The organism is Tabrizicola sp. (assembly GCF_022842145.1).
GTDB lineage: Bacteria > Pseudomonadota > Alphaproteobacteria > Rhodobacterales > Rhodobacteraceae > Tabrizicola.
The window spans coordinates 154153-180264 of the sequence record NZ_JALHQD010000001.1; the positions used below are offsets into that span (position 1 = coordinate 154153).

Annotated in this window: 24 protein-coding genes, 1 tRNA gene and 1 riboswitch; of the genes, 5 read left to right on the forward strand and 20 right to left on the reverse strand. The window is 66.1% G+C overall.

The window, feature by feature from the left end:
* Positions 1-3: 3 nt before the first annotated feature.
* From Q0C42_RS00805 to Q0C42_RS00855, 11 genes are all read right to left on the reverse strand, one after another.
* Positions 4-933, reverse strand: a complete 930-nt coding sequence (locus tag Q0C42_RS00805) for an ABC transporter permease subunit (protein ID WP_295070607.1) — start codon at positions 931-933, stop codon at positions 4-6.
* An 11-nt stretch (positions 934-944) separates the two neighbouring features.
* Positions 945-1826, reverse strand: coding sequence for an ABC transporter permease subunit (locus Q0C42_RS00810; protein WP_295070610.1), 882 nt, complete (start codon positions 1824-1826; stop codon positions 945-947).
* Positions 1827-1882: 56 nt separating this feature from the next.
* Positions 1883-3208 (reverse strand): extracellular solute-binding protein, encoded by a 1326-nt coding sequence (locus Q0C42_RS00815; RefSeq protein WP_295070613.1) that lies wholly within the window; start codon positions 3206-3208, stop codon positions 1883-1885.
* Between the two features lie 184 nt (positions 3209-3392).
* Positions 3393-4196, reverse strand: coding sequence for a metallophosphoesterase (locus tag Q0C42_RS00820; protein ID WP_295070615.1), 804 nt, complete (start codon positions 4194-4196; stop codon positions 3393-3395).
* The gene (locus Q0C42_RS00825) at positions 4193-5011 is read right to left on the reverse strand and encodes a sugar phosphate isomerase/epimerase (RefSeq protein ID WP_295070619.1); all 819 of its coding nucleotides are present in this window, start codon (positions 5009-5011) and stop codon (positions 4193-4195) included. The genes Q0C42_RS00820 and Q0C42_RS00825 overlap by 4 nt, the downstream gene beginning before the upstream one ends.
* A 130-nt stretch (positions 5012-5141) precedes the next feature.
* Positions 5142-5456 carry a hypothetical protein gene (locus tag Q0C42_RS00830; protein ID WP_295070622.1) on the reverse strand — a complete coding sequence of 105 codons (315 nt, stop codon included), beginning with the start codon at positions 5454-5456 and terminating at the stop codon, positions 5142-5144.
* A gap of 687 nt (positions 5457-6143) precedes the next feature.
* Positions 6144-6219: transfer RNA gene (locus Q0C42_RS00835), tRNA-Ala, on the reverse strand.
* A 58-nt stretch (positions 6220-6277) separates the two neighbouring features.
* Complete coding sequence (trxC, locus tag Q0C42_RS00840; protein WP_295070624.1) at positions 6278-6721, reverse strand: thioredoxin TrxC; 444 nt, start codon at positions 6719-6721, stop codon at positions 6278-6280.
* A gap of 64 nt (positions 6722-6785) precedes the next feature.
* The gene (locus tag Q0C42_RS00845; protein ID WP_295070627.1) at positions 6786-7103 is read right to left on the reverse strand and encodes a DUF3775 domain-containing protein; all 318 of its coding nucleotides are present in this window, start codon (positions 7101-7103) and stop codon (positions 6786-6788) included.
* 54 nt (positions 7104-7157) lie between these two features.
* Positions 7158-7481: an AzlD domain-containing protein gene (locus Q0C42_RS00850; protein ID WP_295070628.1), complete on the reverse strand. Its 324-nt coding sequence runs from the start codon at positions 7479-7481 to the stop codon at positions 7158-7160.
* Positions 7478-8164 (reverse strand): AzlC family ABC transporter permease, encoded by a 687-nt coding sequence (locus Q0C42_RS00855; protein ID WP_295070632.1) that lies wholly within the window; start codon positions 8162-8164, stop codon positions 7478-7480. Before Q0C42_RS00855 ends, Q0C42_RS00850 begins: the two co-directional genes overlap by 4 nt.
* A 125-nt stretch (positions 8165-8289) precedes the next feature.
* Here Q0C42_RS00855 and Q0C42_RS00860 point away from each other — a divergent pair, with 125 nt between their 5' ends.
* Positions 8290-8940: a hypothetical protein gene (locus tag Q0C42_RS00860; protein WP_295070635.1), complete on the forward strand. Its 651-nt coding sequence runs from the start codon at positions 8290-8292 to the stop codon at positions 8938-8940.
* Positions 8941-9023: 83 nt separating this feature from the next.
* Here the strand turns inward: Q0C42_RS00860 and gcvP are convergent, their stop codons facing one another.
* From gcvP to Q0C42_RS00895, 7 genes are all read right to left on the reverse strand, one after another.
* Positions 9024-11861 carry an aminomethyl-transferring glycine dehydrogenase gene (gene gcvP / locus Q0C42_RS00865; RefSeq protein WP_295070636.1) on the reverse strand — a complete coding sequence of 946 codons (2838 nt, stop codon included), beginning with the start codon at positions 11859-11861 and terminating at the stop codon, positions 9024-9026.
* Positions 11862-11964: 103 nt separating this feature from the next.
* Positions 11965-12324 (reverse strand): glycine cleavage system protein GcvH, encoded by a 360-nt coding sequence (gene gcvH, locus Q0C42_RS00870; RefSeq protein WP_295070638.1) that lies wholly within the window; start codon positions 12322-12324, stop codon positions 11965-11967.
* 10 nt (positions 12325-12334) lie between these two features.
* Positions 12335-13456: a glycine cleavage system aminomethyltransferase GcvT gene (gcvT, locus tag Q0C42_RS00875; protein WP_295070640.1), complete on the reverse strand. Its 1122-nt coding sequence runs from the start codon at positions 13454-13456 to the stop codon at positions 12335-12337.
* Between the two features lie 157 nt (positions 13457-13613).
* Positions 13614-13713: riboswitch (glycine riboswitch) on the reverse strand.
* Between the two features lie 83 nt (positions 13714-13796).
* Entirely contained in the window at positions 13797-17096 is a 3300-nt protein-coding gene (locus Q0C42_RS00880; RefSeq protein WP_295070643.1) for a Hint domain-containing protein, read from the reverse strand.
* Positions 17097-17168: 72 nt separating this feature from the next.
* Positions 17169-18575: an MATE family efflux transporter gene (locus tag Q0C42_RS00885; protein ID WP_295070646.1), complete on the reverse strand. Its 1407-nt coding sequence runs from the start codon at positions 18573-18575 to the stop codon at positions 17169-17171.
* Between the two features lie 80 nt (positions 18576-18655).
* On the reverse strand, positions 18656-19981 hold the full coding sequence (gene gltX / locus Q0C42_RS00890) for a glutamate--tRNA ligase (protein WP_295070649.1): 1326 nt from the start codon (positions 19979-19981) through the stop codon (positions 18656-18658).
* 180 nt (positions 19982-20161) lie between these two features.
* Complete coding sequence (locus Q0C42_RS00895) at positions 20162-20587, reverse strand: DUF1801 domain-containing protein (protein ID WP_295070652.1); 426 nt, start codon at positions 20585-20587, stop codon at positions 20162-20164.
* 84 nt (positions 20588-20671) lie between these two features.
* On the opposite strand from Q0C42_RS00895, the gene Q0C42_RS00900 reads away from it, so the two are divergent.
* The 4 genes from Q0C42_RS00900 (at position 20672) to Q0C42_RS00915 (ending at position 24069) form a co-directional block, all read left to right on the forward strand.
* Positions 20672-21082 (forward strand): metallopeptidase family protein, encoded by a 411-nt coding sequence (locus Q0C42_RS00900; RefSeq protein ID WP_295070654.1) that lies wholly within the window; start codon positions 20672-20674, stop codon positions 21080-21082.
* A 121-nt stretch (positions 21083-21203) separates the two neighbouring features.
* On the forward strand, positions 21204-22133 hold the full coding sequence (locus Q0C42_RS00905) for an MBL fold metallo-hydrolase (RefSeq protein WP_295070656.1): 930 nt from the start codon (positions 21204-21206) through the stop codon (positions 22131-22133).
* Positions 22134-22263: 130 nt separating this feature from the next.
* Positions 22264-23211, forward strand: coding sequence for a 1-phosphofructokinase family hexose kinase (locus tag Q0C42_RS00910; protein ID WP_295070659.1), 948 nt, complete (start codon positions 22264-22266; stop codon positions 23209-23211).
* A 66-nt stretch (positions 23212-23277) separates the two neighbouring features.
* Positions 23278-24069, forward strand: coding sequence for a phosphodiesterase (locus Q0C42_RS00915; protein ID WP_295070662.1), 792 nt, complete (start codon positions 23278-23280; stop codon positions 24067-24069).
* Here Q0C42_RS00915 and Q0C42_RS00920 read toward each other — a convergent pair whose 3' ends face one another.
* Both Q0C42_RS00920 and Q0C42_RS00925 read right to left on the reverse strand, forming a co-directional pair.
* Complete coding sequence (locus Q0C42_RS00920; protein WP_295070663.1) at positions 24070-24441, reverse strand: hypothetical protein; 372 nt, start codon at positions 24439-24441, stop codon at positions 24070-24072.
* A 6-nt stretch (positions 24442-24447) separates the two neighbouring features.
* The gene (locus tag Q0C42_RS00925; RefSeq protein ID WP_295070666.1) at positions 24448-26106 is read right to left on the reverse strand and encodes an NAD+ synthase; all 1659 of its coding nucleotides are present in this window, start codon (positions 26104-26106) and stop codon (positions 24448-24450) included.
* Positions 26107-26112: the final 6 nt, after the last annotated feature.

Below are 26112 nucleotides of genomic sequence, written 5' to 3' on the forward strand. Positions count from 1 at the left end.
GCCTCACTTGTCGGTGTTGATCAGGCCGCGCACGAACCAGCGCTGCATGAGGATGACGATGGCGATGGGGGGCAGCATGACGGCCAGGGTCGCGGCCATCGCAAGGTGCCAGGTGGGCGTGCCGCCTCCGGTGGTCAGCTGGTCTGGGACGAGGTCGGAAAGCTGCACCACGACCATCCCGTAGTTTGCCCGGTCTGTGACGACCAGAAGCGGCCAGAGATACTGGTTCCAGGCATAGACGAACATGATCGTTGCCAGTGCGGCGATGTTGGTCTTCGACAGCGGGATCAGGATGTCCCACAGGAAGCGCAGCGGCCCAACGCCGTCCATCCGCGCGGCCTCGACCAGCTCGTCCGGGATGGTGAGGAAGAACTGGCGGTAGAGGAAGGTGCCGGTGGCGGTGGCGACGAGGGGAAGGATCAGGCCGGTATAGGAGTTCAGCAGGTTCCACTCCAGTGCGACCTCGATGCCGGACACCGTCGTGATCAGCCAGCTGATCCCGGTCCAGTCCATGATGGTCTGGAACGGTGTCAGCGCGTTGGCGGCCACGGCATAGGTGGGAACGATCCGCACCTCCAATGGCAGCATCAGGGTGATGAAGATCATCCAGAAGATCAGCATTCGACCGCGGAAGTTGAAAAACACGAGGGCGAATGCGGTGATGCAGGCCAGGGTGATCTTGCCTATGACGACTCCGGTCGCGACGATCAGCGTGTTGACGAACTTCTGGCCGAAGTCCGACAGCGCCCAGGCTTCCTTCAGGTTCACCCAAAGCTGGTCGCCCGGCCAAAGCTCGATCGGAGCGCTGTTCACCTCTTGCAGGGACAACGTGGCTCCGACAAAGGCCAGCCAGATCGGCACAAGGATGAGGATCAGCCCGAAGACCAGGATCGCATGGGTCGCGATGTTCAGGATAGGCGTGCGTTCGATCATTGGCGGCCCCCTCAGGTGTAGTGGACGCGCTTCTCGACGTACCGGAACTGCACGAAGGTCAGCGCCATGACGAGAAGCATCAGGATGATGGATTGAGCGGCGGCACCCGAGTAATCAAAGCCCCGGAACCCGTCTGCATAGATCTTGTAGACCATGAGGTCCGTGGCCCGGAACGGACCGCCCCCGGTCAGCGTGTCGACGATACCGAAGCTGTCGGTAAAGCTGTCGGTGATGTTGATGACCAGAAGGAAGAAGAAGGTCGGCGTGAGAAGCGGCAGTTGCAGGTCCACCATCCGGCGCAGCGGGCGCGCGCCATCCATTGCGGCGGCCTCGGTCAGGCTGCGGGGGATGGATTGCAGCGCGGCCAGGAAGAAGACGAAACTGTAGGCGACCTGCTTCCATGCGCCGGCCACGACAATGGCGGTGACGGCCTGCCAAGGATATTTCGAAAGGTCCCACCAGCCAGGGGCGATGGTGTTGATGTAACTGAAGATCCCCGCGCCGGGGTTAAAGACGAACTGGAACGCCAGGCCCACGGCAGGGGCGGCAACGGCATAGGGCCAGATGATCGCAACGCGGTAGGCCTTGTAGCCCGAGAGCTGCCGATCGACGAAGATCGCCAGCGTCAGCGCCATAGTCATCGCAAGCACCGTCGTCGCTAGCGCGTAGATAACCGACACCCGGACCGACCCCCAATAGTAGGGGTCGCTCAGCACGTTGCGGAAGTTGTCGAAGCCCACCCAGGTATTGCCGCCGCCCCAGGGCTGCTCCAGCGTGAAGGCCCAGTAAAGCGCCTGCGCGGAGGGCCAGTAGAAGAAGACGAAGATGATCAGAAGCTGCGGTGCCAACAGCGCGGCAGCGATCCAGCTGAACTTGAAATAGGCGCGGCGCATGTTTGGTCCCCCAAAATGAGAAGGGCGCGGCCTTGGCAGGCCGCGCCGAATTGCGGTTAGGGGAAGGACTTGCCCGCGTAGGTTTGCGCAAAGCGGGTCAGCTGATCGTTCCCGCGCGACACAGCGTTGTCGAGCGCCTCTTTCATCGTTTTTTGCCCGGCGAGGGCCGCTTCGACCTCGGACTGCCACTCCGAGCGGATCTGGATCATGCCACCCAGGCGGATGCCGCGGGTCAGTTCGGTCGGCTCGGTGTAGGTCAGAGACTTCATCGCGATGTCGCGGTTGAGATAGGGGGCCTTGGCGTAGAAGCCTTCGGCCAGCAGGGCCTCGTAGGTCGACTTCGTGACCGGGATGTAGCCCGTGTTTTCCAAGAGGAACTGCTGTTCCGGCTTGGTGGCCAGGAAGGCCAGATAGGACGCGGCAGCCTTGTATTCGTCCTCGGTCTTGCCGGCCAGAACCCAGAGGGATGCGCCGCCGACGACGGTGTTGTGGCGTTCCACCCCTTCATAGGTCGGGATGATCTGCACATCCCAGCCAAAGGCCGGAGTCAGCTTGTGGATCGTGTTATGGTCCGCGATCGACGAGAAGAAGACCGAGCATTCACCTTCGACAAAGCTGTCGCGTGAGGTCTTGCCGGCGGCCTGGGTCCGCAGAAGGGCGTAGCCTTCGGTGATCCAGCGCTGGATGTTCTCCATGTGCTGGACATGCAGCGTGGTGTTGAACAGAAGTTCAGTGTCCAGCCCGTCATAGCCGTTGTTGTTCGAAGCGACGGGAATGTTGTGCGCCATCGAGAACTGCTCAAGGTCGATCCAAGAGGACGGGGCATAGGCAAGCGAGCAGGCCTGACCGCTAGCCTTCAGCGCCTTGAACGCCTCTTCCATGCCTTCCCAGGTCACCGGCGCTTCGGTGATCCCGGCTTTGGCGAAGTGGTCCTTGTTGAAGTAGTAGACCGGGGTCGACGAGTTCCAGGGCATCGAGAAGAACTCGCCCGACTTCGACGAATAGTAGTTGGCGATGCCGGGGAAGTAGTCGGTCCAGTCCACGGTGACGCCGGTATCGGCCATCAGTTGGGTGACGGGGTAAAATTCGCCCGAAAGCATCAGGTCGGCAGTGCCGGCGTCAAAGGACTGCAGCAGCGTCGGGTGTTTGCCTGCGCGGAAGGCGGCGATGGTGTTCTGCACCGCCTTCTCATAGCCGTCCTGGCCGACACAGACGGCCTCGAACTGGTCCTGGGAGGCGTTGAAGCGGTTGCAGGTCTCGGCCACGACGGCACCGAGGTCGCCGGTCAGGCCATACCAGTATTCGAACTTGATCTTTTCGGCCGAGGCCGAGCCAGCGGTGGCGGCAAGCACCAGCGCGGCAGCAGCAAGTCTCTGGGTCATCTTCCCTGTCTCCATTTGAGGCTGCCACGGGTGCAGCGCAGCGACCTTATGAAAGGATTCGGTGACGAAAACGCGACACTAAAACTTGAAAAACTGTTACGTTTCAAATGGTTGATACGAATCTGTCAAAGCCCGCCGGACCATGTCCGGCGGGTAGTGACGGAGGTTGGTGCTGCGCCTGGACCTAGTGGAAGAGGCCGGGCGCCATCGTCAGGTGCCGCTCCAGATGGTCCTGGAAATGCACGGTCACCCCATCGTCCGTGGCCAGCACGACGGCCATCTGCGCGGGCCCCTCCAACTGGCGTTGGCGTCCCGGAACCCCCGGAACATGCGGGGTCACCGAATAATGCGACCCGGCCATCGTTGTCATTGGGATGCCGCGCCAGACGGCGGTCGAGGGCAGATGAACATGCCCGGCAATGACCTGGCGCACCTCGGGATGACGCCGCAGAACCTCGACATAGTCCTCGGCGTTCTCCAGAATGATCTCGTCCACCGGAAGCGACAGCGGGTTTGCATGGTGATGCTGGACAATGATGACCGGGCGGTCCAGTGCCTCGTCCAAGCGGGCGGCCAGCCAGTCGAGTCTCCCCCGACAGAGGCGCCCTCCAACCAGGCCCGGCTCGGAGGTGTCGAGAAGGATGATCCGGTGGTTGCCCGCGTCGATCACCTGAGACACCCGCCCTTTCGGATCGTCGCGGTCCGGCCCGAAGACGGACAGGAAGGTCGACCGGTCGTCGTGGTTGCCAAGGGTGATGTGCACCGGCATCGGCAGGGAAACGATGATGGATTGCAGCAAGCTGTAGGCCCCGGCCTCGCCGCGGTCAGCCAGATCCCCGGCAAGAAGGACGAAGGCAGCGTCGGAATGGTCGCGCGCTATGACCTGAACCGCTTCGGTTAGGCGGGCGGCAGTGTCGAGACCATTTACCGGCTGCTCCGGCAGGCCAAGGTGCAGGTCGGAAAGGACGACGAATTTCAGAATGCTCATTCGGCGATTCCCATTTCCTTCAGATAGGCGGCGGACGGCAGGACTCCGGCCTTGTCGCGCAGCTCCAGGATCAGCCGGGGGTTGGCCCCGGTGTGGGCGATGGCTGAAAAAACCGATTGCCACAGGATCGTGCCATGTCCGATCTGCCAGTGCCTGTCGGCAAAACCATCGGCGTCCTGCAGGTGGATGTGGCCCAACCGCGACCCTGCGGCGCGGACGTAGAAGTCGACCGGCGGTGCCCCGGTCGAGACATGGGAGTAATGCGCGTGGCCAGTGTCGACCGAAAGCTCAAGGGCCTGCCAGCCAAGTGCTTCGCACAGCATGGCACGGTCGCTGGGTTCGATGTCTTCGATGTTCTCCAGGACAAACGTGACGCCCATATCCTCCGCCCGTTTCAGAGCACCACCCAATGTGTCGCGGGCGGCCGAGAGCATTCGGTCGGTGTCGGTTGGGTAAAGGCCGCGATGGTTGTAGCCCCAGGTGGTGAAGGGCGAATGGATGACCACATGGGTGCCGTTGACCGCGGCGCAGACATCCAGCGCCTGATCCATCCGGCGGGCGACGATGCGGCGGACCTCGGGGTCGTAGGACGCGATGGTAAAGCCCCAGAACGGGCCGTGGATGCCACGGCGGCCCTGGTGGCCGTCCAGAAGCTGGTTGACCTCGGCAGCCAAGCCCGACCAGTCGCCTTCCAGAACCTCGGCATCGACGAAGTGCTGGAGTTCAAGATCACGCGGCGCTTCGCGCAGCCAGTCGACATGGGCGGCAAGGCTGGAACGGCAAAGCGCCGCGCCAAGGATCGGACGGGAGGTCATCGGGGTGCATCCTGCGTTGTTGACGCGCGGATGCTGCGCCGGTCTCGCGACAGAACCGTTCGACTTCAGTGAAAGATTGACGACGGATCGGTGACGCGCTGTGCCACCATTTTCTGGGAGGGTCTAAGGGTCAGGCCGCCGGTACGACCGCGCGCTTTCGCCTGACCTTTGCGGCGGGCTTATCCTCGGCCGCAGGTTCCGGCTGTACTGCCACTGCTTCTTTCACCACAGCATCCGGGACGGCGGCGGCCTCCTCGATCGGACCCGGCTTCGAAGCATGTGCCGCAACCCAGTCCCGCATGAAACGGCGGATTTCGCGCGCGGCGCTGGTGTCCAGCGTGTCGCAGAGCTTTACGAAAGCGTCCCGCTCGCCCGCATCAATGCGGATCACCAACTGGCTGGTCTTCTTCTTCTTTTTCTTGTCGTCCGACTTCTGCTTACCCATCATGGTCCCTGAATGCATATGCAATGTATATGCATATTATCACCGGCGTAACAGCGCTGCAAGCCTAACGTTTCGGAAATGGAACCGTCCCGAAGGGATGCGGAAGTGCCTGTTTAAGAAGTTCTGGGTGTTGTTGAGCCTGGCCCCTGTATTGTCGCGACGCCGAGACACGCTGGAGTTAACATGATGCACCGGCACTTTTCCCATGGCTCGACGCGACGCTGACGGAGCACGCCGGCACCAATGTCGTCGCCGTTTCATGAGCGATCCGTCCATCCCCCGTGCGCGTTTCCCCTACCATCTGGAACTCGTTGTCATACGGATCAGAGTCTCTGGTTGGATTTCAGCTTGGAGATACTGCCTGGCGCTGGTCCAATTTGCATGGATTACGCGCGTTTCGTCATGGTAGGAGGCTATTGACCTGCGCATGGACCGTGCCCGAGACGAGCAAGAGCTGGCTCAGGTCCTTTGCTAAGTCCTGACTGAACCGGAAGCAAAAATCCTCGACCTCGCGAGCAGCGCGGGGACGTTTGCTCACAGGACGATTCCCGCCAAGTCAGTCGGGCACATGAAGGCGCACGTACACTCACTGCGAGGACATGAACGTTCAGACGGTTTGAATTGGGCGGGCACTTAGGCGGGTATTGCGTGAAAATCCCGATTTTACCCAATAAAATCAGAGATACTTGGTGGAGCAGAGGGGGATCGAACCCCTGACCTTATCATTGCGAACGATACGCTCTCCCAACTGAGCTACTGCCCCGCCGCGACGGTGTTTTCATCGCAAATCCCGGGCAGAGTCAAGCCGGGTCCGCAGCGGTTCAGCGGGCGTGCTGGCGGACGAAGGCCACGATGTCGGCGGTCGGGCGGGCGCCGGCAAGGCGGGCGATCTCGCGGCCGTCGCGATAGAGGATGAGCGCCGGGATGCCGCGGATGCCGATGCGCGCAGAGATCTGGGGATGGTCCTCGGTGTTCAGCTTCATCAGCCGCGCCTCGGTCGCCACCGCCTTGGCGGCCTTGGCAAATTCGGGCGCCATCATCCGGCAGGGGCCGCACCAGGGTGCCCAGTAATCCACCAGGACCGGCAGGCCATCGCCCCGCGTCACCTTGTCGTGGGTGGTGGCGTCCAGTTCCGCCACACTGCCATCCAGCAGCACGTCACCGCAGGACCCGCATTTCGGCGCGTCGCCCAAGCGAGCGGTCGGTACGCGGTTTGCCTGACCGCAGGTGGCACAGGTCAGCTTGACGGCATCGGCGACGGGCATGGAGACACCTCACATCTAGCAAAGCCTGAAGATGTGGTGCGCGCGGCTGCAGCGCAAGGCGGGATCAGAGAAAATCCTCTTCCTCGCCCGTCACGTCGATGCCCAAAGCCTCAAGCCCGCCTTCCAGGTTCTCGGCCAGATGCGGCATTCCCATCAGGTAGTCGGCGGTTGGCGTGGTGGCCTCGGCCGTCGCGGTTGCCAGCGCCTCGTCGAAATCCTCGGGTTCGAAAGCCCCGCGTCCGACCCAGGCCACGGCGGTGAGCTGAGCCTTCTCGTCGTCGTTCAGGCCGTCGATGAACGCGTGCAGTTCGGCATCGCCTGCCCCGGCCTCGCGGGCCAGGTAGATCACATGCACCACCTTCTGCGGGTTTATCTCTAGCATGGCAGCCCTCCCCTTTTGCGCATGGTCGCGCATGGCGGGGCTTCGCGCAAGCGGTCAGCCAAGCAGCCAGACCGTCCCGCCATGCGCCACGGCCCCGGCCAGCGTGGCCAGCACGACAGAACGGCGGGCGGCCCAGGTGACGAGGACCGCCGCGGTGCCGGTCAGGATCGGGGCAAGGCGGGCAAGGTCCGGGGTCAGCGCGGGCAGGATCGAGGCGACAAAGAGGGTGGCGATGGCGGCAGGTCCGGTGGCCGACAGAAACCTGCCCAGCCAGCCGCCCGCTGCCATGCGGTCCATGTGCAGCAGGATCGGCAGGGACCGGAAGGCCCAGTTGGCGGCTCCGGCCATCAGGGCGACGGTCAGGAGTTCCCAGTTCATCGCCGCGCCAGCCCTGTGACAGCGCCTGACACCATTCCCAGCAGAATGCCGCTTGTCGCGCCAAGCATCAGCGTTGCCGCCACGGTCACCAGGCCTGCAACCGCGATCACCGGAACCTGCGGGCGGCTGATGATCGACAGCAGAAGCGCCAGGAACAGCGCCGGCAGCATGAAGCCAAGGCCTGCGTTCAGCGCGGGCCAGCCCTCCAGTGCACCGCCCCCCGCATAGGCCCCCACGACCGTACCCGTAACCCAGCTGGCATAGGCCCCAAGCCCAAGGCCAAACATGTACGGCTCGGAAAACCTGTGTCCCCGTGCCAGCGCGCCCAGGGCTTGGCCGAACACCTCGTCCGTCAGGCCCCAGGCCCATGCCCAGGCGTGGCGGCGGCCAGCGCCCGAACCTGCCTCGCGCATCAGGGCGGGGCCGTAGAGCATGTGCCGCAGGTTCATCGCGATCAGCGTGAAGCCGGCCACCAGCACGGGCGCGCCCGAGGAGAGCAATGCCAGCGCCAGGAACTGCGAAGCGCCGGCATAGACGACCAGCGACAGCGCGAAGGCCTCCAGCCCGGTGGACCCGGCGCGGGTGGCGGCGACCCCGAAGGAAAAGGAGATGGGGAAATAGCCCAGGACGATCGGCAGGCTGGCGATCAGGCCGTCAAGGAAAGGCGGGCGCGTGCGGGTCATCGGGCGAAACGGCTATCGTGGCGGCCGGTCGCGGTCAATGCCGCCCGTCCGCTGCGGAAACCCTGACTTGCGCCTCGCCGCCCGTCTCTGCATTCTTGCCCCAGAAACCTCCTCAGGATCCGCCCATGCGCTGCCTTGCCCTTGCGTCCGCCCTTACCTTGGCCCCCCTCGTCCCAGCCTCTGCCCAGGACATGCCAGGCTCTGCGTTCGAGGCGGGCAACTGGGTCGGCGGCGCGATCCCGGATGACCGCGGGGCGTTCTCGCACTGCTACACCTCGGTCGGATACGTGAACGGCCAGACGCTCTGGGTCGGGCTTTACCCCAACGACACGGTGTCCATCCTGTTGTCGCAGCCCGAGGTGCGCTTCGAGCCAGGCCAGAAGTTCGAGCTTTGGGTGATGATGGAAACCGGCCTGCCCGCCATCGGCGACGGCGAGGCCTGGGACGAAAGCTTTGCCGGCATCACCTATGACGGCATCCAGCCGACCGTCGACTTCCTTCTCAGCGGTCGCTACCTGCGGATGCTGGGCATGGGCATCGACGACGGCTTCGACATCGACGGAATTGCCCCGGCGCTGGAACTTGCGCAGGACTGTCTGGCCCGGCAATCCGGGGCGGGTGGCAAGGTCCTCGGCTCCGCCCCCGGAGGCGTGAAGGGCCCACCCAAGGTGCCGGACCTGTCAAAGCCCAAGACCAGCGGCGTCGGGTCGGGCGGCGGACTTGGCACCCGGCCGGGCGGCGCGCTCGGGACGCCCGCGCCAAAGCCCCAGCCCTGACGCAACGGCCCCCAGGTTTCCCCGGGGGCCAAATTTCTTAAGCAAGAAATTTGTCAAAATCCTTGCTCAAGGATTTTGGGTCCTCACTCCGCCGCTTCGGCATAGCTTTCCACCGGCGGGCAAGTGCAGATCAGGTTGCGGTCGCCAAAGACGTTGTCGACCCGCCCCACCGGTGGCCAGTACTTGTCGACGCGGAACGACCCCGGCGGGAAGCAGCCCGTCTCGCGGCTGTACTTCCGGTCCCAGTCGCCGACCAGCGCCGCCACCGTATGCGGGGCAAAGCGCAGCGGGCTTTCCTCGGCGGTGATCTCGCCCTTCTCCACCGCGCGGATCTCCTCGCGGATCGACAAAAGCGCCGTGATGAAACGGTCGATCTCGGCCTTGGTTTCGGACTCGGTCGGCTCCACCATCAGCGTGCCGGCCACCGGCCAGGACATCGTCGGCGCGTGGAAACCGTTGTCGATCAGACGCTTGGCGATGTCGTCCACCGTCACGCCCACCTCGGCAAAGGGGCGGGTGTCCAGGATGCACTCATGCGCGACCCGGCCCTTGTTGCCCATGAAGAGGATCGGATAGCTGCCCGCCAGCCGCGCCGCGATGTAATTGGCGTTCAGGATCGCCACCCGCGTTGCCTGCGTCAGCCCCGGCCCCCCCATCATCAGGCAGTAGGCCCAGCTGATCAGGAGGATGCTTGCCGACCCATAGGGCGCCGCCGAAACCGCGCCGTCGCCCCCGGTTTCAGGATGCCCCGGCAGATGCGGAGCAAGGTGAGCCTTCACACCAATCGGCCCCATCCCCGGCCCCCCGCCGCCATGCGGGATGGCAAAGGTCTTGTGCAGGTTCAGGTGGCTGACGTCGCCCCCGATCTCGCCCGGCTTCACCAGCCCGACCAGCGCGTTCATGTTCGCGCCGTCGATGTAGACCTGCCCGCCGTGGTCATGGGTGATCTGGCAGATCGCCTTCACGGTTTCCTCGAACACCCCATGCGTGGACGGATAGGTGATCATGCAGGCCGCCAGCTTGGTCCCCGCCGCCACGGCCTTGGCGCGGAAGTCCTCGACATCCACGTCCCCGTTGGGCGAAGCCTTGACCACCACCACCTCCATCCCCGCCATCTGTGCCGAGGCCGGGTTGGTACCATGCGCGCTGGTCGGGATCAGGCAGACCGTCCGCTGGGTATCGCCCCGGGCGCGGTGATAGGCGAGGATGGTCAGTAGCCCCGCATATTCCCCTTGCGCGCCCGAGTTCGGCTGCATCGACATCGCGTCATAGCCGGTGATCTCGCACAGCTTGGCGGAAAGGTCGCTGATCGCCTCATGATACCCTGCCGCCTGATCGCGCGGCACGAAGGGGTGAAGGCTCCCAAATTCCGGCCAGGTGATCGGCATCATCTCCGCCGCCGCGTTCAGCTTCATCGTGCAGGACCCCAAGGGGATCATCGCCCGGTCCAGCGCCAGGTCGCGGTCCGACAAGCGGCGCATGTAGCGCATCATCTCCGACTCGGCTCGGTTCATGTGGAAGACCGGGTGGGTCAGGTAGTCGGTCGTGCGCAGCATCTCTTCCGGGAAGCCCAGCGTGGCGCGATGCGGCGGCACCCCGTCGATGCCGAAGGCGCGCAGGACCTTGATCAGCACGCGCTCATCCGTCGTCTCATCCAGGCTGATCCCGACGCGATCATTGCCGATCTTGCGGAAGTTCAGCCCCTCATTGCGGGCGGCGGCAAGGATGCCAGCCTGACCCACACCAACCTCGACCGTGATCGTGTCGAAAAAGGCTTTCGGAGCCACCTTCGCCCCCGCCGCCTTCAGCGCCCGCGCCAGCCGCTGAGTCAGGAAATGCACCCGCTCCGCAATCGCGCGCAGGCCCTTCGGCCCGTGGAAGACGGCATACATGCTGGCCATCACCGCCAGCAAAGCCTGGGCCGTGCAGACGTTCGACGTCGCCTTCTCGCGCCGGATATGCTGCTCGCGGGTTTGCAGCGACAGCCGGTAGGCCTTGCCGCCCTGAGCGTCGATCGACACCCCCACGATCCGCCCCGGCATCTGCCGCTTGTGGGCATCCTTCACCGCCATGAAGGCGGCATGCGGCCCGCCATACCCCATCGGCACGCCAAACCGCTGGGCGCTGCCGATGGCGATATCCGCCCCCATCGCGCCCGGTTCCTTCAGAACGCACAGCGCCAGCAGGTCCGTCGCCATGATCGCGATGGCCCCCGCCGCATGCAGCGTGGCGATGCGGACGGTGAAGTCCACCACATGCCCGTAGCTGGAGGGATACTGGAAGATCGCGCCGAACACCTTGGTCGGGTCCAGGTTGCGCACATCATCCTCGATGATCTCGATCCCCAAGGGCAGCGCCCGGGTGCGGATCACGGCAATGGTCTGGGGATGGCAGAAGCGGTCGACGAAGAACGCCTTGGCCTTGGACTTCGCCACCCGTTCGGCCATCGTCATCGCCTCGGCCGCCGCCGTCGCCTCGTCCAGAAGACTTGCGTTCGCCACGTCCAGACCCGTCAGGTCGCAGACCATCGTCTGGAAATTGAGCAGCGCCTCCAGCCGGCCCTGCGCGATCTCGGGCTGATACGGAGTATAGGCCGTGTACCAGGCCGGGTTCTCCAGGATGTTCCGCTGGATCGCCGGAGGCGTGACGGTCCCGTAATAGCCCTGCCCGATCAGCTGGGTCATCACCCGGTTCTTCGCGCCGACCTCCTTCATCTTGGCCAGCAACTCATGCTCGGCCAAAGGCGCCCAAGGCAGCGGCTGCGTCTGCCGGATCGACGGCGGCACCGTCTGCTCGATCAACTCGTCCAGGGTCCGCACGCCGACCGCGGCCAGCATCTCCTCCATCTCCAAGGGAGAGGGGCCGATGTGGCGGCGGTTGGCGAAGTCGTAGGGATTGTAGTCGGTCGGGGTAAAGCTCATGTCCTGCTCGGGGCCGCTATGGACCCGCTCCCTTTCATCTTTGCCCAAATATCCCCGGGGGGTCCGGGGGGCTGGCCCCCCGGCTTCAACCTCGGGATCGCGATCAGCCGATCAGGTCCTGATACTCGTCCTCGTCCATAAGCTGGTCGAGCACGCTCAGGTCATCGAGCTTCATCTTGAAGAACCAACCGGCCCCTGTCGGGTCCTCGTTCACCAGCGCCGGTGTGTCGACCAGCTTGGTGTTGACCGCGACGATTTCGCCATCGACCGGGGCCAGGATGTCAGATGCGGCCTTGACGCTTTCGATCACGCAGACCTCGTCGCCCTCGGCGACCACCGTGTCCGTCTCGGGCAGTTCCACGAAAACCACGTCGCCCAATTGGGTCGCGGCGTGTTCGGTGATCCCGACGACCACGAGGTCACCCTCGACCCGCAGCCATTCGTGTTCCTTGGTGTATTTCATCGCAATGTCCTCAGCGCTTGTAGGTTGTCGGGTGGAAGGGAAGTTCGGTCACGGTCACGGGCAGGCGCTTGCCGCGCACTTCGCCCATCAGAGTCGTGCCCAGATTAGCATGGGCGCGGGCCACATAGCCCATGGCAATCGGGGCATTCACCGAAGGCCCGAAGCCGCCCGAGGTGACGCGCCCGACCGGAGTGCCATCTTCCGCGAACAGCTCCACGCCTTCGCGCATCGGGGCGCGGCCCTCGGGGCGCAGACCCACACGAAGCCGCTCCGGCCCCTCGGCCAACTCCTTAAGGATACGCGCAGCCCCGGGGAAACCCCCCTCGCGGGGACCACCGGCGCGGCGCGCCTTCTGGATCGCCCAGGTCAGGTTCGCCTCGACCGGGCTGGTCATCGTGTCGATGTCATGGCCGTAAAGGCAAAGCCCCGCCTCAAGCCGCAAGGAATCCCGCGCGCCAAGCCCGATGGGGGCGACACCCGGCTGCGCCAGAAGCTTGCGCGCAAAGGCCTCGGCCTGCGCGTCCGGGACCGAGATCTCGAACCCGTCCTCGCCGGTATAGCCCGACCGCGAGACCCAGATGTCGCCGATCACCCGGTGATCCATGAACCGCATGGCCGCGACCCCTGGCACCACTGTTTCCAGCGCCGCTTCCGCCCCGGGCCCCTGCAGCGCCAGAAGCGCGCGGTCGGTCACGGGCTGGACCGACACGCCCGGCATCATCCTGGTCATGTGGGCGATGTCCTCGGCCTTGCAGGCCGCATTGACCACCACATAAAGGTGGTCGCCCCGGTTGGTGAACATCAGGTCGTCCAGGATGCCACCCTGGTCGTTGGTGAACAGGCCATAGCGCTGCCGCCCCTCGGCCAGACCCAGCACATCGACCGGCATCAGCGCTTCGAAGGCCAGCTTCAGGTCGTCCATCTGACCCTTGGGCCGCAGGATCACCTGACCCATGTGGCTGACGTCGAACAGCCCCGCCTCCGACCGCGTGTGCAGGTGTTCCTTCATCACTCCATCGGGATATTGCACCGGCATCCGGTAGCCCGCGAAGGGCACCATCTTGCCGCCCAGCCCCTCGTGCAGCGCATCCAGCCCCAGAAGCCGCAGCTCCGGCTCTTCAAGGTCGGCCATCGCCGTCCCTCCCGTCGTCTTGCCGGAAAACACACCGGCACCGTCAGGCGGGCAAATCCCCACCCTGCGATGCCCCCTCTGTCCTTGCGCCATCTAGCGCGCCTGAGATCGTTATCCCTTCGGCGTCCCGACCGTGCCGGGAACTCTCCAGAGTCTGTCGTCAGCTACGGTCCCTTGCGCCTGAGAGTTTACCGGGGCGGTTGCTCCTTCGGCACCGTCGGGCAAGCGGGCCCGCCGGATTCTCCCGAACCTGACGACCTTTGCCTACCGCAAAGCCCCCCGATCGGGCAAGAGGAAATCGGAATGCGACGGTATGCCGAGCATCCGCGACCTTCCCCGGTCACGCCTGCAGCAGCACCCTTGCCTCATAACCCTTCAGGGTCATGCGGGCGGCAGGATAGGTTTCCGGGTCGTGAAGTTCGGGGAACAGCCGCAGAAGTTCATCCCTTTGCGGGTCGGGCATGCCGTCCAGCGTGCGCTTTCCCGGCTGGAAGCTTTCCGACCACATGCCATGCGTCAGGACGATCTGGTGGCAGTCGAACATGACATGCACATAGGTGACCGCGGCAAGCCTTTGCCGGACGCCATCCTGCCCGACCATCTGGATCGCTGGAATCAGAACTTCACCGGTGCCGAAGTAAAGCTCGCAGGCCGCGCCGCCGAACAGGACCCGGTGCTGCGGCGAGACCTGTACCAGGCGGTCGGGCACGCCGGGCCCGAAGGCATCGGCGTCGATGTCCACCGGCTGCAGGTTGGGGTCGGCCAGCAGATCGGCAAGCCCCACGCGGCGCTGGCCCACCCAGCGGACCGGCTGCGGCCCGTCGTCCAGCGTCAGCACCAGATCGCCCGGCCGCAGCTGTTCGACCGCGCGCGGACCCGTCGGCGTTTCGACCAGCATGCCCGCGGCAAAGCAGGGCACGACCTGCTCGATCTCGGCGAAGTTCATCGTGCCAAGGACCGCGCCACTGGTATCGTAGAAGGTCACGGTTCCGGACTCGGCGCTGTTGTAGGCCACGTCCGTCCGCGCCCAGCCGTACCCCGACAGATCAAGGACGTCGAAGTCGTCGCCCCCGGCCCCGCCGTCGACAAAATCCCCCTGCGCGAAGTCGCCATCCCGCATGAGGATGCTGTCACGGCCGTCGCCGCCCTCGACCCAGTCGGCCCCGCCACCGCCGTAGAGAAGGTCGTTCCCGCCCTCGGCGAAGATGCTGTCGGCTCCCGCATCACCAAAGACGGTGTCCGCATCGAAGCCGGTATAGACACGGTCCGCGCCGTCGCCGCCGTAGATCAGGTTGCGGCCCGTCAGCTGCACGCCTTCCTGGTCGTCGATGAATTCGTCTCCACCGCCGCCATACACGGTGTCGTCGCCACTGCCGAACAGCAGGTAGTCCCGCCCCTCGCCGCCCAGGATCGAATCCGAACCGTCGCCGCCGTAGACGGAATCGTCCTCGGACCCCGCATCGACCGTATCGTTGCCGTCGCCGCCATAGATCGTGTCGGTATTGCTCCCGCCGTCCAGGACGTCGTTGCCCGCATCGCCCGACAGGTTGTCCGCCTCGGTCCCGCCGAACAGCTGATCGTTGCCGATGCCGCCGACCAGGCTGTCCATGCCGGCGTCACCGTAAAGGCGGTCGTTGCCATCCTCGCCCTGGATCCGGTCCGCGTCGGCGCCGCCATAGACGGTATCCTCGCCACCGCCGGTGCTGAGAGTGTCCAGCCCCGCGTCGCCGTACAGAATGTCATCCCCGGTTCCGCCGTTCAGGCTGTCCGCGTCACCGCCACCGAAAAGCGTATCGTTCCCCGCCCCACCCAGCAGGGTATCAAGACCGGCCTCGCCGAAGAGGCGGTCGTGCCCGTCCTCGCCGGCCAGACTGTCGGCCTCGACCCCGCCATAAAGCGTGTCGTCGCCGATCCCGCCCAAGAGCGTGTCCAGTCCGGCCTCGCCGTACAACAGGTCGCTGCCGTCGTCGCCCGACACCCGGTCGGCGTCGTTGCCACCGAACAGGGTATCATTGTCGGCCCCGCCCGAAAGGGTATCACCGCCCGCGTCGCCGTAAAGCAGATCGCCGCCTGCCTGCCCGGAAAGCTGGTCGCTGCCGTCCCCGCCGAACAGCCGGTCGCCGTTGCCGGTACCGCCGTAAAGCAGATCATTGCCACCGCCACCATAAAGGTCGCTCTGGGTATTGTGCGCCGTCAGCGTGTCGCCAAGGGCAGAGCCGATGACATTGTCCATGCCGGTCAGAGTGTCACCCAGGGCATCGCCGCCCGACCCCTGGCCTGTCAGCAGGTTGACGTTCACCCCCAGACCCGATCCGCTGTAATCGGCGGTGTCGCGGCCAGTCCCACCGCTCAGAAGGTCGGACCCGGTCCCGCCGACAAGCGTGTCATCCCCGGCCCCGCCTTGCAGCGTGTCCTGGCCGTCGTCGCCGAACAGCCGGTCGTTGCCGTCGTCCCCGGCCAAGCTGTCGGCCTCGGCCCCGCCATACAGAGTGTCCTCCCCGATGCCTCCGGCCAGCGTGTCGTTGCCTGCCTCGCCGTACAGAAGATCGTCGCCATCGTCGCCCGCAAGGCTGTCGGCGCTGTCGCCGCCGAACAGCCGGTCGTTGCCGAGCCCGCCGCTCAGCGTGTCGGCCGCGGCCTCACCGTAGAGAAGGTCATTGCCGTCCTCACCCGCCAGACTGTCGGAGTCGGTGCCCCCGAACAGCGTGTCCTCCCCGATCCCGCCCAGCAGCGTGTCATTGCCCGCATCGCCGTGCAGCTGGTCGTTGCCGTCACCCCCGAACAGCCGGTCCGCCTCGGTCCCGCCAAAAAGCGTGTCGTCACCGGTGCCGCCATACAGCGTGTCGTTGCCCCCATCGCCGAAAAGCCGGTCATTGCCCGCCTCGCCCAGAAGGCTGTCCGCCTCGGTCCCACCGTAAAGCACATCGGTCCCGCCGCCGCCCGACAAGGTGTCGGCCCCGGCCTGACCCGACAGCGTGTCGCTCCCGTCGACATGCCCCGCCGCCAGGGGAGGCGTGCCGACCAGGGACGCGGTGGCAAGGTCGGTCTGGGCCAGCCCCGGCCCCGCGATGGTGGCGCTGAAGGCAGTTTCGCCCCAGTCCTCCCAGTAGAAAAGCTCGATGGAATAGGTCTGCCCCGCCTGCAGCGTCGCCGTCCCGCTCGCCTGGGTCGCAGTCTGCGCCCGGTCGTTGTCCAGGTTGAAGACGATGTTGCCCGAGGAATCCCGGATGATGATCCGCGACCCGTCGTCCGAGGTCACCCCGAAGGTATAGGTCCCCGAGGTCGAGACGTTCAGTGTCGACTGGTAGATGACCCCGAAATCGTCCTGGTTCGTCCCCTGTGCGGTCCCGGCCAGCGTGTTGCGCAGGGCAAGCACGTTGAACTCGTCGACATAGCCGGTGCCCTGCAGCGTGCCGGTCGAGATCGTCCCGGTCTGGTTCGTCGCATTGGTGAAGTCGCGCGTGTAGACCGAATAGGTCCACTGCCCGGACAGAGGTCCGTCGCCCGCGATCCGGTCGTCGCCAGAGCCGGCGTTGACCACATCGTTGCCACCCCCGGCGGTGAAGGTGTCATTCGTCGCGGTGCCGGTATAGGTGTTGCCGCCGGCCATTCCAGGCGTAGTGCTGGTGTTCTCCGCCATAGGCTTCTCCCGTGTCGCGCATCACGGGAGTAGCAGCTTATGCTTGATGAGAACTTAACCAGAACGGAAGGGCTAAGCCCGCCGCTCGCCGGGGCTGGCCACGGGCTCCGTTTCGGGCGCGGGGTCAGGTACCGGGCGGCCACGCGGCGCCGGCATGACCGGAGAGCGGATCGCCAGCAGCGCCAGCCAGGCGGCGGCAAAGCCGAACACCACTCCGCCCAGGGCCTGGCCCACCAGCACGCCCTGCGCGCCCCAGTGCTGACCCAGCCACAGCGCCAGCGGAATGGTTCCCACGGTGTGCCGCCCCCAGTTCACCACCGTGGACCAGAAGGGCCGGCCCAGGTTGTTGCAGACTGCATTGCCGACAAAGATCATGCCGTTGAAGAACCACAAAAGCGCAAGCGGCCCGCAGAACAGGAACACCAGATCCCGCGTCAGACCCTCGGCCCGGAAGGCATCCGCAATCGGACCGCGCAGGACGTACAGCAGCCCCGAGACAAGCACGATCACCAGCGCGGTGAAGACCAGCGCGTCCCAGAAGGTCCGCCGCACCCGGTCCATCCGGCCCGCGCCGAAGTTCTGGCCGATGATCGGCCCGATGGCCCCGGCCAAAGCGAAGATCACCCCGAAAGCCACCGGCGTCAGCCGCCCGGCAATCGCCATGCCCGCCACCGCGGCCTCGCCATAGGCGCTCGTCGCCCGCGTCACGAAAGCCTGGCCCACGGGCGTCGCCACCTGGGTCAGGATCGCCGGCACCGCGATGGCCCAGATCGGCGCCATGTCCGCCACGACCTGTCCGGGAGTCGGCCGGTCGAACCCGCCATATTTCGCGGTGATCGGCCGCAGCGCCATCCAGGCGATCACGATGCGGGCCGCCACCGATGCAATCGCCGCCCCGGTCAGCTCCCAGCCGAAGCCGAAGATCAGGATCGGGTCCAGCACCGCCGTCGCCACCGCGCCCCAGACCGTCGCCATCATCGCCGCCCGCGCATCACCGTGGCTGCGCAGGATCGCACCGCCGATCATGCCGACCATCAGCAGGGGCTGCGACGGGACGACGATCTGCAGGAAATGCACCGCCAGCGCCGCTGTCTCGCCCGTGGCACCCAGAAGGCCGACGAGCGGTGTCAGGAACAACCAGACGACCGCGGCGAAGATCGAGCCGGCCACAAAGCTCAGCACCAGCCCCGTGGTCGCCTTCTCCCGCGCCAGGACCGGATCGCGCGCGCCCAGCGCCCGCGCCACCAGGGCGCCCACGGCGATGGACATGCCGATGCCGAAGCTTGTGGTGAAGAACAGGATCGCCCCGGCATAACCGATCGCCGCCGCCAGCTCCTCGCGGCCCAGCATCGCGATGTAAAGCATGTTGATCAGGTCGACGACGAACACCGCCATCAGCCCGACCGACGAGGTCAGCGCCATCACCGACACGTGCCGGAACAGGTTGCCTTCGACAAATTTCGCCTGCGCCCCGGCCATGCCAAAGCCCTTTCACATTTGCTCAAATATCCTCGGGAGGGTCCGGGAGGGCAGACAGCCCTCCCGGGGTCAGCCCAGGTTCAGACGCTTGGCACCTTGTGCAGAAGCGGCATCACGTCCGCCATCTCCGGCCCGGCATCGCGCCCGGTCAGCGCGCGGCGCAGCGGGCGGAACAGGTCCTTGCCCTTGCGCCCCGTGGCGTCCTTGACGGCCTGCGTCCACTCGCCCCAGGTGGCCTGGGTCCATGGCTTCGGCGGCAGCAGCGTCAGGGCTTGCGCCACGAAATCCCGGTCCGCCGGATCGATCACCGGCTCGGCCCCGTCGCGGAACAGGGTCCACCATTCCTCAAGGTCGGCCATGACAGTGATGTTGCCCTTGGCCACGGCCCAGAAAGCCTCGCCCTGTGCCTCGGGCACCCCAAGGTCCAGCACCTTGTCCTTCACCGCCTCATAGGGCAGCGACTGCACGTGGTGACGGGTCAGCGGGAACAGGTCCTCGGCATCGAACTTGGTGGGCGCCGCCCCGAAGGACCCCACCTCGAAGCCCGCCACCAGCTCTTCCATGTTGGCCGCCAGTTCCACCGGCTTTGACGACCCCAGCCGCGACATGAGGGACAGAAGCGCCATCGGCTCCACCCCCCGCGCCCGCAGGTCGCGCAAGCTCAGGACGCCCAGCCGCTTGGACAATTCCTCGCCCTGCGGTCCGGTCAGCAGCGAATGGTGGGCGAAGGTCGGAGGGGTCCCCCCCAGCGCCTTCATGATCTGGATCTGCGTCGCCGTGTTCGTCACGTGGTCCGCGCCACGAACGATGTGCGTGACGCCCATATCCACGTCGTCGACCGACGAGGCGAAGGTGTACAGCACCTGCCCGTCCGCCTTGATCAGCACCGGGTCCGAGACACTGGCGGCGTCGATCGAGATGTCGCCGATGATCCCGTCCTGCCACTCGATCCGCTCCAGATCCAGCTTGAAGCGCCAGTAGCCCTGCCGTCCCTCGGCGCGGTAGGCGTCCTTCTGCGCTTCGGTCAGCGACAGCGCCGCGCGGTCATAGACCGGGGGCTTGCCCATGTTCAGCTGCTTCTTCCGTTTCAGGTCCAGCTCGACGGGGGTCTCGAAACACTCATAGAACCGCCCCGCGGCCTTCAGCTGTTCCGCCGCCTCGGCGTAGCGGCCCATGCGCTTGGACTGCTGCTCGATCCGGTCATAGCGGATGCCCAGCCAGTCGAGGTCCGCCTTCAGCCCGTCGATGTATTCCTGCTTCGACCGTTCCTGGTCCGTATCATCCAGCCGCAGGATGAACGTCCCGCCGTTCTGGCGCGCGATCAGGTAGTTCATCAGCGCGGTGCGCAGATTGCCCACATGGATCCAGCCGGTGGGCGAGGGGGCGAAGCGGGTGGTTACGGTCATGGGTCGGGCTCCTTGAACCGCCCTTCCCTGTCACAAGCCCCGCGCCTTGTCCAGTTTCGCGCCGTCCATGCGCCTTCCGTGGCCACGCCGTCCAAGGGGTTCCGCTTCGGCGGGGAAACGCGCCACTGGCGCCTTTCCGCTTCCGCCTTGCACCCCCGACGACGGCTCGGCGCCGCAAGGTCAGACCGGATGCACCGGCCACTGCCGCCGCAACGCCTCCAGCCCCGCCTGGATCAGCTCGCGCAAGACACCCTCGTCCACCGCGTCGAGCCGCTTCACATAAAGACAGGCCTTCGTCATCCGGTGCGGGCCAAGCCGGGCCAGGATCGGAGCAAGGGCCTCTCCCCCCGCCATCAGGTAGATCGACAGCTCTGCCTTCCGCGGCGAGAAACCCGTGGCCAGGCTCTCCCCGCCATGCCCGCTGGCGTACCGATAGACATACCGCCCGAACCCCACCATCGACGGCCCCCAGAGCCGCGGCTCCCAGCCCGTCACCTCGGCGAAGATCGCCAGCAACCGCTCAGCCTCCTCCCGCTGCGCAGGCTCCACGCCCCCCAGCCAAGCGCCCCGGTCCAAAGGCGCGCTCTTCGTCTTCGCTTCGGCCATCTGCACCTCCGTTTTTCTGAACCTACCACGAACCCGCACGCCGCGCCCCTTCCCCCCGACTGCCGCCGTCCCTATCTTCCCCACATGACCAACCCAGCCCCCGACAGCATCGCCCCCTCCCTTGCCCTGATCGAGCAGCTTGCCCACGAGGCGATCTCCACCCTGCCCGAACCCTTCCGCGCGCCCGCTACCCACATCCGCCTGCGGATCGAGGAGTTCCCGGACGAGGACATGCTGGAGGAACTCAACGTCGACGACGCCTTCGAGCTGACCGGCCTTTACGACGGCATCCCGCTGACCGAGAAGTCCACCGCCGACCAGGTGACCAAGCCCGACGTGATCTGGCTTTTCCGCCGCCCGATCCTGGACGAATGGTGCGAACGCGGCGACGTGTCGATACAGGAACTTGTGTCCCACGTCGTGGTTCACGAACTGGCGCATCACTTTGGCTGGTCCGACGACCAGATCGCCGCCATCGACCGCTGGTGGGAGTGACCCGGTTCCCGGCCGACCTGCACAGGCAATGTGCAGGCCCGCACGCCGCATGACGCGCCCGTGACCTGACTCCTCGTTGGGCAGACCTATCCTTGCGTCACCCAACTTCAGGAGGACAAGAATGACCCGACTTTCCCGCCGTCAGGCGCTTTTCGCCGGTGCCACCATGCCGCTTGCCGCTGCCCTCCCCCTCCCCGTCTTTGCCAAGGCCGAGATGCAGGGTTCAGGCTTTGCGCCCTGGAACCGCTTCAAGCTGGGCAGCTTCGAGGTGACGACCCTCCTTGCCGGCACCCGCGCGGGCGACAAGCCGCAGGAGACCTTCGGCACCAATGCCTCGCCCGAGGACTTCGCCGCGCTGTCCGCCGCGAACTTCATCCCGGCCGACAAGACGCAGAACTTCTTCACGCCGACCGTGGTCAACACCGGCGCGGAACTGGTGCTCTTCGACACCGGCCTTGCGGCCGAGGGCACCCTCGCCGCGCTGACCGCCGCAGGCTACACGCCCGACCAGATCGACGTTGTCGTCCTGACCCACATGCACGGCGACCACATCGGCGGGCTGATGGGTGCCGACGGCACCACCCCGACCTTCACCAATGCCCGCTACGTCACCGGCGCGGTCGAGCACAACCACTGGTCCGGGGCCGCCAACGAAGGCTTCGACAAGAACGTGAAGCCCTTGAACGACAAGATCACCTTCCTTGACGACGGCGGGTCGGTCGCTTCGGGCATCACCGGCATGGCCGCCTTCGGCCACTCGCCCGGGCACATGATCTACAGCGTGGAATCGGAGGGCCAGCGCCTGATGATCACCGCCGACACAGCCAACCACTACGTCTGGTCGCTGCAAAAGCCCGACTGGGAAGTCCGCTTCGACGCCGACAAGGCCGCGGCCGCCGCAGTGCGCAAGCAGGTCTTCGGGTTGATCGCCGCCGACAGGATTCCCTTCATCGGCTATCACATGCCCTTCCCCGGCCTGGGCTACGTCGAACAGATGAGCGACGGCTTCCGCTACGTCCCCGCCAGCTATCAGCTTTTGCTGAACGGCTGACCCGCACTGGGTTGCTCCCCTCCGGGGCACTGCCTGTCTTAACAAGTTTGCCCCCGGCGTCCCCTCGTCCGGGGGCAGTTCCATTTCTGGTGGAAGCCCTTATGATAGCGGTAACAGCCACAGGTGCCGCATGTCCCAGCTTCCGATCCTTACCCTCACGCTCAACCCCGCGCTCGACATGGCGACCGAGGTGCACGAGCTGACCCCCGGCCACAAACTGCGCTGCACCGAGCCGATGCTCGACCCCGGCGGTGGCGGCCTGAACGTCAGCCGTGCGATCAAGGCGCTGGGGGGCGACAGCCTTGCCCTTGTCGCCATCGGCGGGCTGACCGGCGACAGGCTGGCGGGCCTGATCCGGGGCGAAGGCGTGACCTTCCTCTCCATCCTCGGCCCCGGCGAGACACGGCAGTCGCTGACGGTGAATGAGGCGACAACCGGCAAGCAATACCGCTTCATGCTCCCCGGCCCGGTCTGGGGCGAGGCCGAGCGTGCGCGTGTCTTCACCCTCCTCCGCGCCACCGCGCGACCCGGCGGGTTGTCGGTGATCTCGGGCAGCCAGCCCCCCGGCGTGCCGGTCGATTTCCCCGCCCAGCTTGCGGCCTCGATGCCCGAGGCGCGCGTGGTCCTCGACACCTCCGGCGCTACCCTGACCGAGGCGATCCGAAACCCGATCCCCGGGCTCGAAGTCCTGCGGATGGACGGACCAGAGGGCGAAGAGCTTGCCGGCAAACCCCTGCCCACCCTCGCCGACACCGCCGAGTTCGCGCAGTCCCTGGTCCGCAGGGGCGTGGCCAAGATCGTGATCATCGCCCGCGGGGCCGAGGGCAACGTGCTGGCCGATGCCGACCAGCGGCTGTTCTCCAGGGCCGCCAAGGTGCGGGTGAAGTCCACCGTCGGCGCGGGCGACAGCTTCGTCGCCGCCTTCGTTCTGGCCCTGTCGCGCGGCCAGTCCCACGCCGAGGCGCTGGCGATGGGGTCTGCTGCCGCCTCTGCCGCCGTGACGACCGATGCCACTCAGCTCTGCCGCCCCGAAGACGTGATGCGCCTTCTGCCGGAATGCGCCGTGACGGAAGTCTGACGCGCGACCCAAGCGTAGGGTGGGCGATATCGCCCACCCTACCCCCGATCTCAGTGGGACGCGTGCATGCTGATCGCCCATCTTTCCGACCCGCATCTCTGCCCGCCCGGCACGCTGTACCAGTCCGTGCTCGACACCACCCCCCGCTTTCCCGAGGCCTTGGCGCAGGCGGCCAGCTTCGGGCCGGACCTAGTGATCCTTTCAGGTGACGTGACCGAACATGGCGATGCCGAAAGCTACGCTCTGGCCTGTGAACTCCTGGGAAAGCTGCCCTGCCCGATCCTTGCGATCCCCGGCAACCATGACGACCGCGAAGGCTTCCGGGCCGCGCTGTCACAGCTCCCGAACCTGGTGTCCCTTCCGGATACCGGCCCGCTCCATGCGGTTGCCGAGGGCTCCGTCCGCGTCGTCGGGCTGGACGTCACCGTTCCCGGCCAGCATCACGGGCGGATCGAAGCGTCCCATGTGGACTGGCTGGACCGCGTGCTTGCCGCCGCGCGCGATACCCCCACGATGGTCATGCTGCACCAGCCGCCCTTCACCACGGGCATCGGCTATATCGACGACTACCGCTGCTTTGGCGAAGACCTCCTTGCGCAGGTGATCCACCGCCACCCGCAGGTGATCCGCGTCCTGGCAGGTCATGTCCACCGCTTCACCCTGACCGAGTTCGCGGGCCGCCCCGCCCTGACCGCACCTGCCACCGCGACCAGCCTTGCCTTGCGTCTTGCGCCCGGTGCCGAACCGGCCTCTGTCACCGAGCCTGCGGCCTTCCTCATGCACCACTGGAGCGGCGGACGCCTGACCACCCACTTCCAGCCGGTCGGAGACTTCCCCGGCCCGCATCCCTTCTTCTGATCAGCGCCGGAAGCCGCCGACGCTTTCGCCCTGATGGCGCAGCTTGCGGCCCAGTCCCATCTCGTCGATCCAGACCTGCATCGGTGGCGTCAGGGGCCCGTAAAGATCGGTCCGCGCCAGCCGCGCCGCCGCGCGCAGGGCCACCATCTCGGGCCAGGCCATGATCCGGGCGTGGTGCCCGACCCAGGCTGTCGGCCCCTCGTAGATCGCCACCAGCCGCCGCTCCCTGGGACCCGAGCCTAGGAAGCGATAGCTCCGCAGCCCCTCGTGGCCCTGCAGCCGCACCCGCGGCACCAGCACCCGCAGCGCCCGCTCGAAGCCGTCCGGGTCGCGCAGGGTGTAGAAATTGACGACGACGATTTCCGCAGTCATCGGGGCTCAGCCGTCATCGCGCCAGCGGTTGACGATGGGGTAGCGGCGGTCCAGCCAGAAGGCCTTCTGCGTCAGCCGCACGCCGGGGGCCGACTGGAAACGCTTGTACTCCGCGAGGTAAAGGAGGTGCTCGACCTTCTTGACCACGGCCCGGTCGAACCCCAGCGCCACGATCTCGGCCACCGCCATCTCTTTCTCGACCAGACACTCCAGGATCGCGTCCAGCACCTCATAGGGCGGCAGGCTGTCGTCGTCGCGCTGGTTCGCCCGCAGTTCGGCACTGGGGGGCCGCGAGATGATCCGCTCCGGAATGACCTCGCCCGGCGGGCCCTTCATCCACACCCGATGATGCTCGTTCCGCCACCGGGCCGTCAGGAACATCCGCGTCTTGTACATGTCCTTGACCGGGTTATAGCCCCCGTTCATGTCGCCGTAGATCGTGCAATAGCCCACCGCCATCTCGGACTTGTTGCCGGTCGTCAGCAGCATCTCGCCAAACTTGTTCGACAGCGCCATCAGCATCACGCCCCGCAGGCGCGACTGGATGTTCTCCTCGGTGATCCCCGGCTCGGTCCCCGCGAACAAGGGCGCCAAAGCCTCGCCCACCGCCGCCTGCGCCCCGGTGATCGGCACCGAGTCATAGCGGCACCCCAGCGCCTTCGCCGCCGCCGTCGCCAGTTCAAGCGACTCAGGTGAGGTGAACTCCGACGGCAGCATCACGCAACGCACGTTCTCCGGCCCCAAGGCGTCCACCGCCATCGCCGCGACGATGGCACTGTCGATCCCGCCCGACAGTCCCAGCAAAGCCTTCTTGAACCCGGTCTTCCGCATGTAATCGCCCAAGGCCATCACGCAGGCCCGGTAATCCGCCTCGCCAATCGGCGGAAGCTCACTGATCTCCCCCTGATCCGCCTCCCACCCCTCAGCCCCGCGCCGGAAGGTGACCATCACCTCGCACTCATCGAACTGCGGCAGCTGCGCCGCCAGCCGCCCGCCCGGGTTCAGCACCATCGACGAGCCATCGAACACCTGGTCATCCTGCCCGCCCACCATGTTCAGGTAGACCAGCGGCAACCCCGTCTCGATCACCCGGCTCACCATCAGGTTCAGCCGCAGATTGGGCTTGCCCCGGTGGTACGGAGACCCATTGGGGATCAGCAGGATCTCCGCCCCCGTCTCGGCCAGGGTCTCGGCCACATCCGGATGCCAGGCGTCCTCGCAGATCGGAGTCCCGATCCGCACGCCCTTCACCACATAAGGCCCATGCACATCGGCCGAGGCGAAGACCCGCTTCTCGTCAAAGACCGCATCGTTCGGCAGATGGTGCTTCAACACGCGGGCATGCACCCGCCCGCCCTCCAGCACGTAATAGCCATTGTAAAGCCTGCCGCCATGGGGCACCGGCCCGCCGATCCCCAGTGCCGGGCCGTCCGCGCAGTCCACCGCCAAACGCTCCACCGCCGCCACGGCAGCCGCAACGAAGGCGGGCTTCAGGATCAGGTCCTGGGTCTGGTAGCCGGTGACGAACATCTCGGTCAGCGCGACCATGTCAGCACCCGCCGCCCGGCCCGCATCCCACGCGCCCCTGGCCTTCGCCACATTCCCCGCGATGTCGCCCACCACCGGGTTCAGCTGCGCCAGCATCATCTTGAACGTGTCGGTCATGGCCCG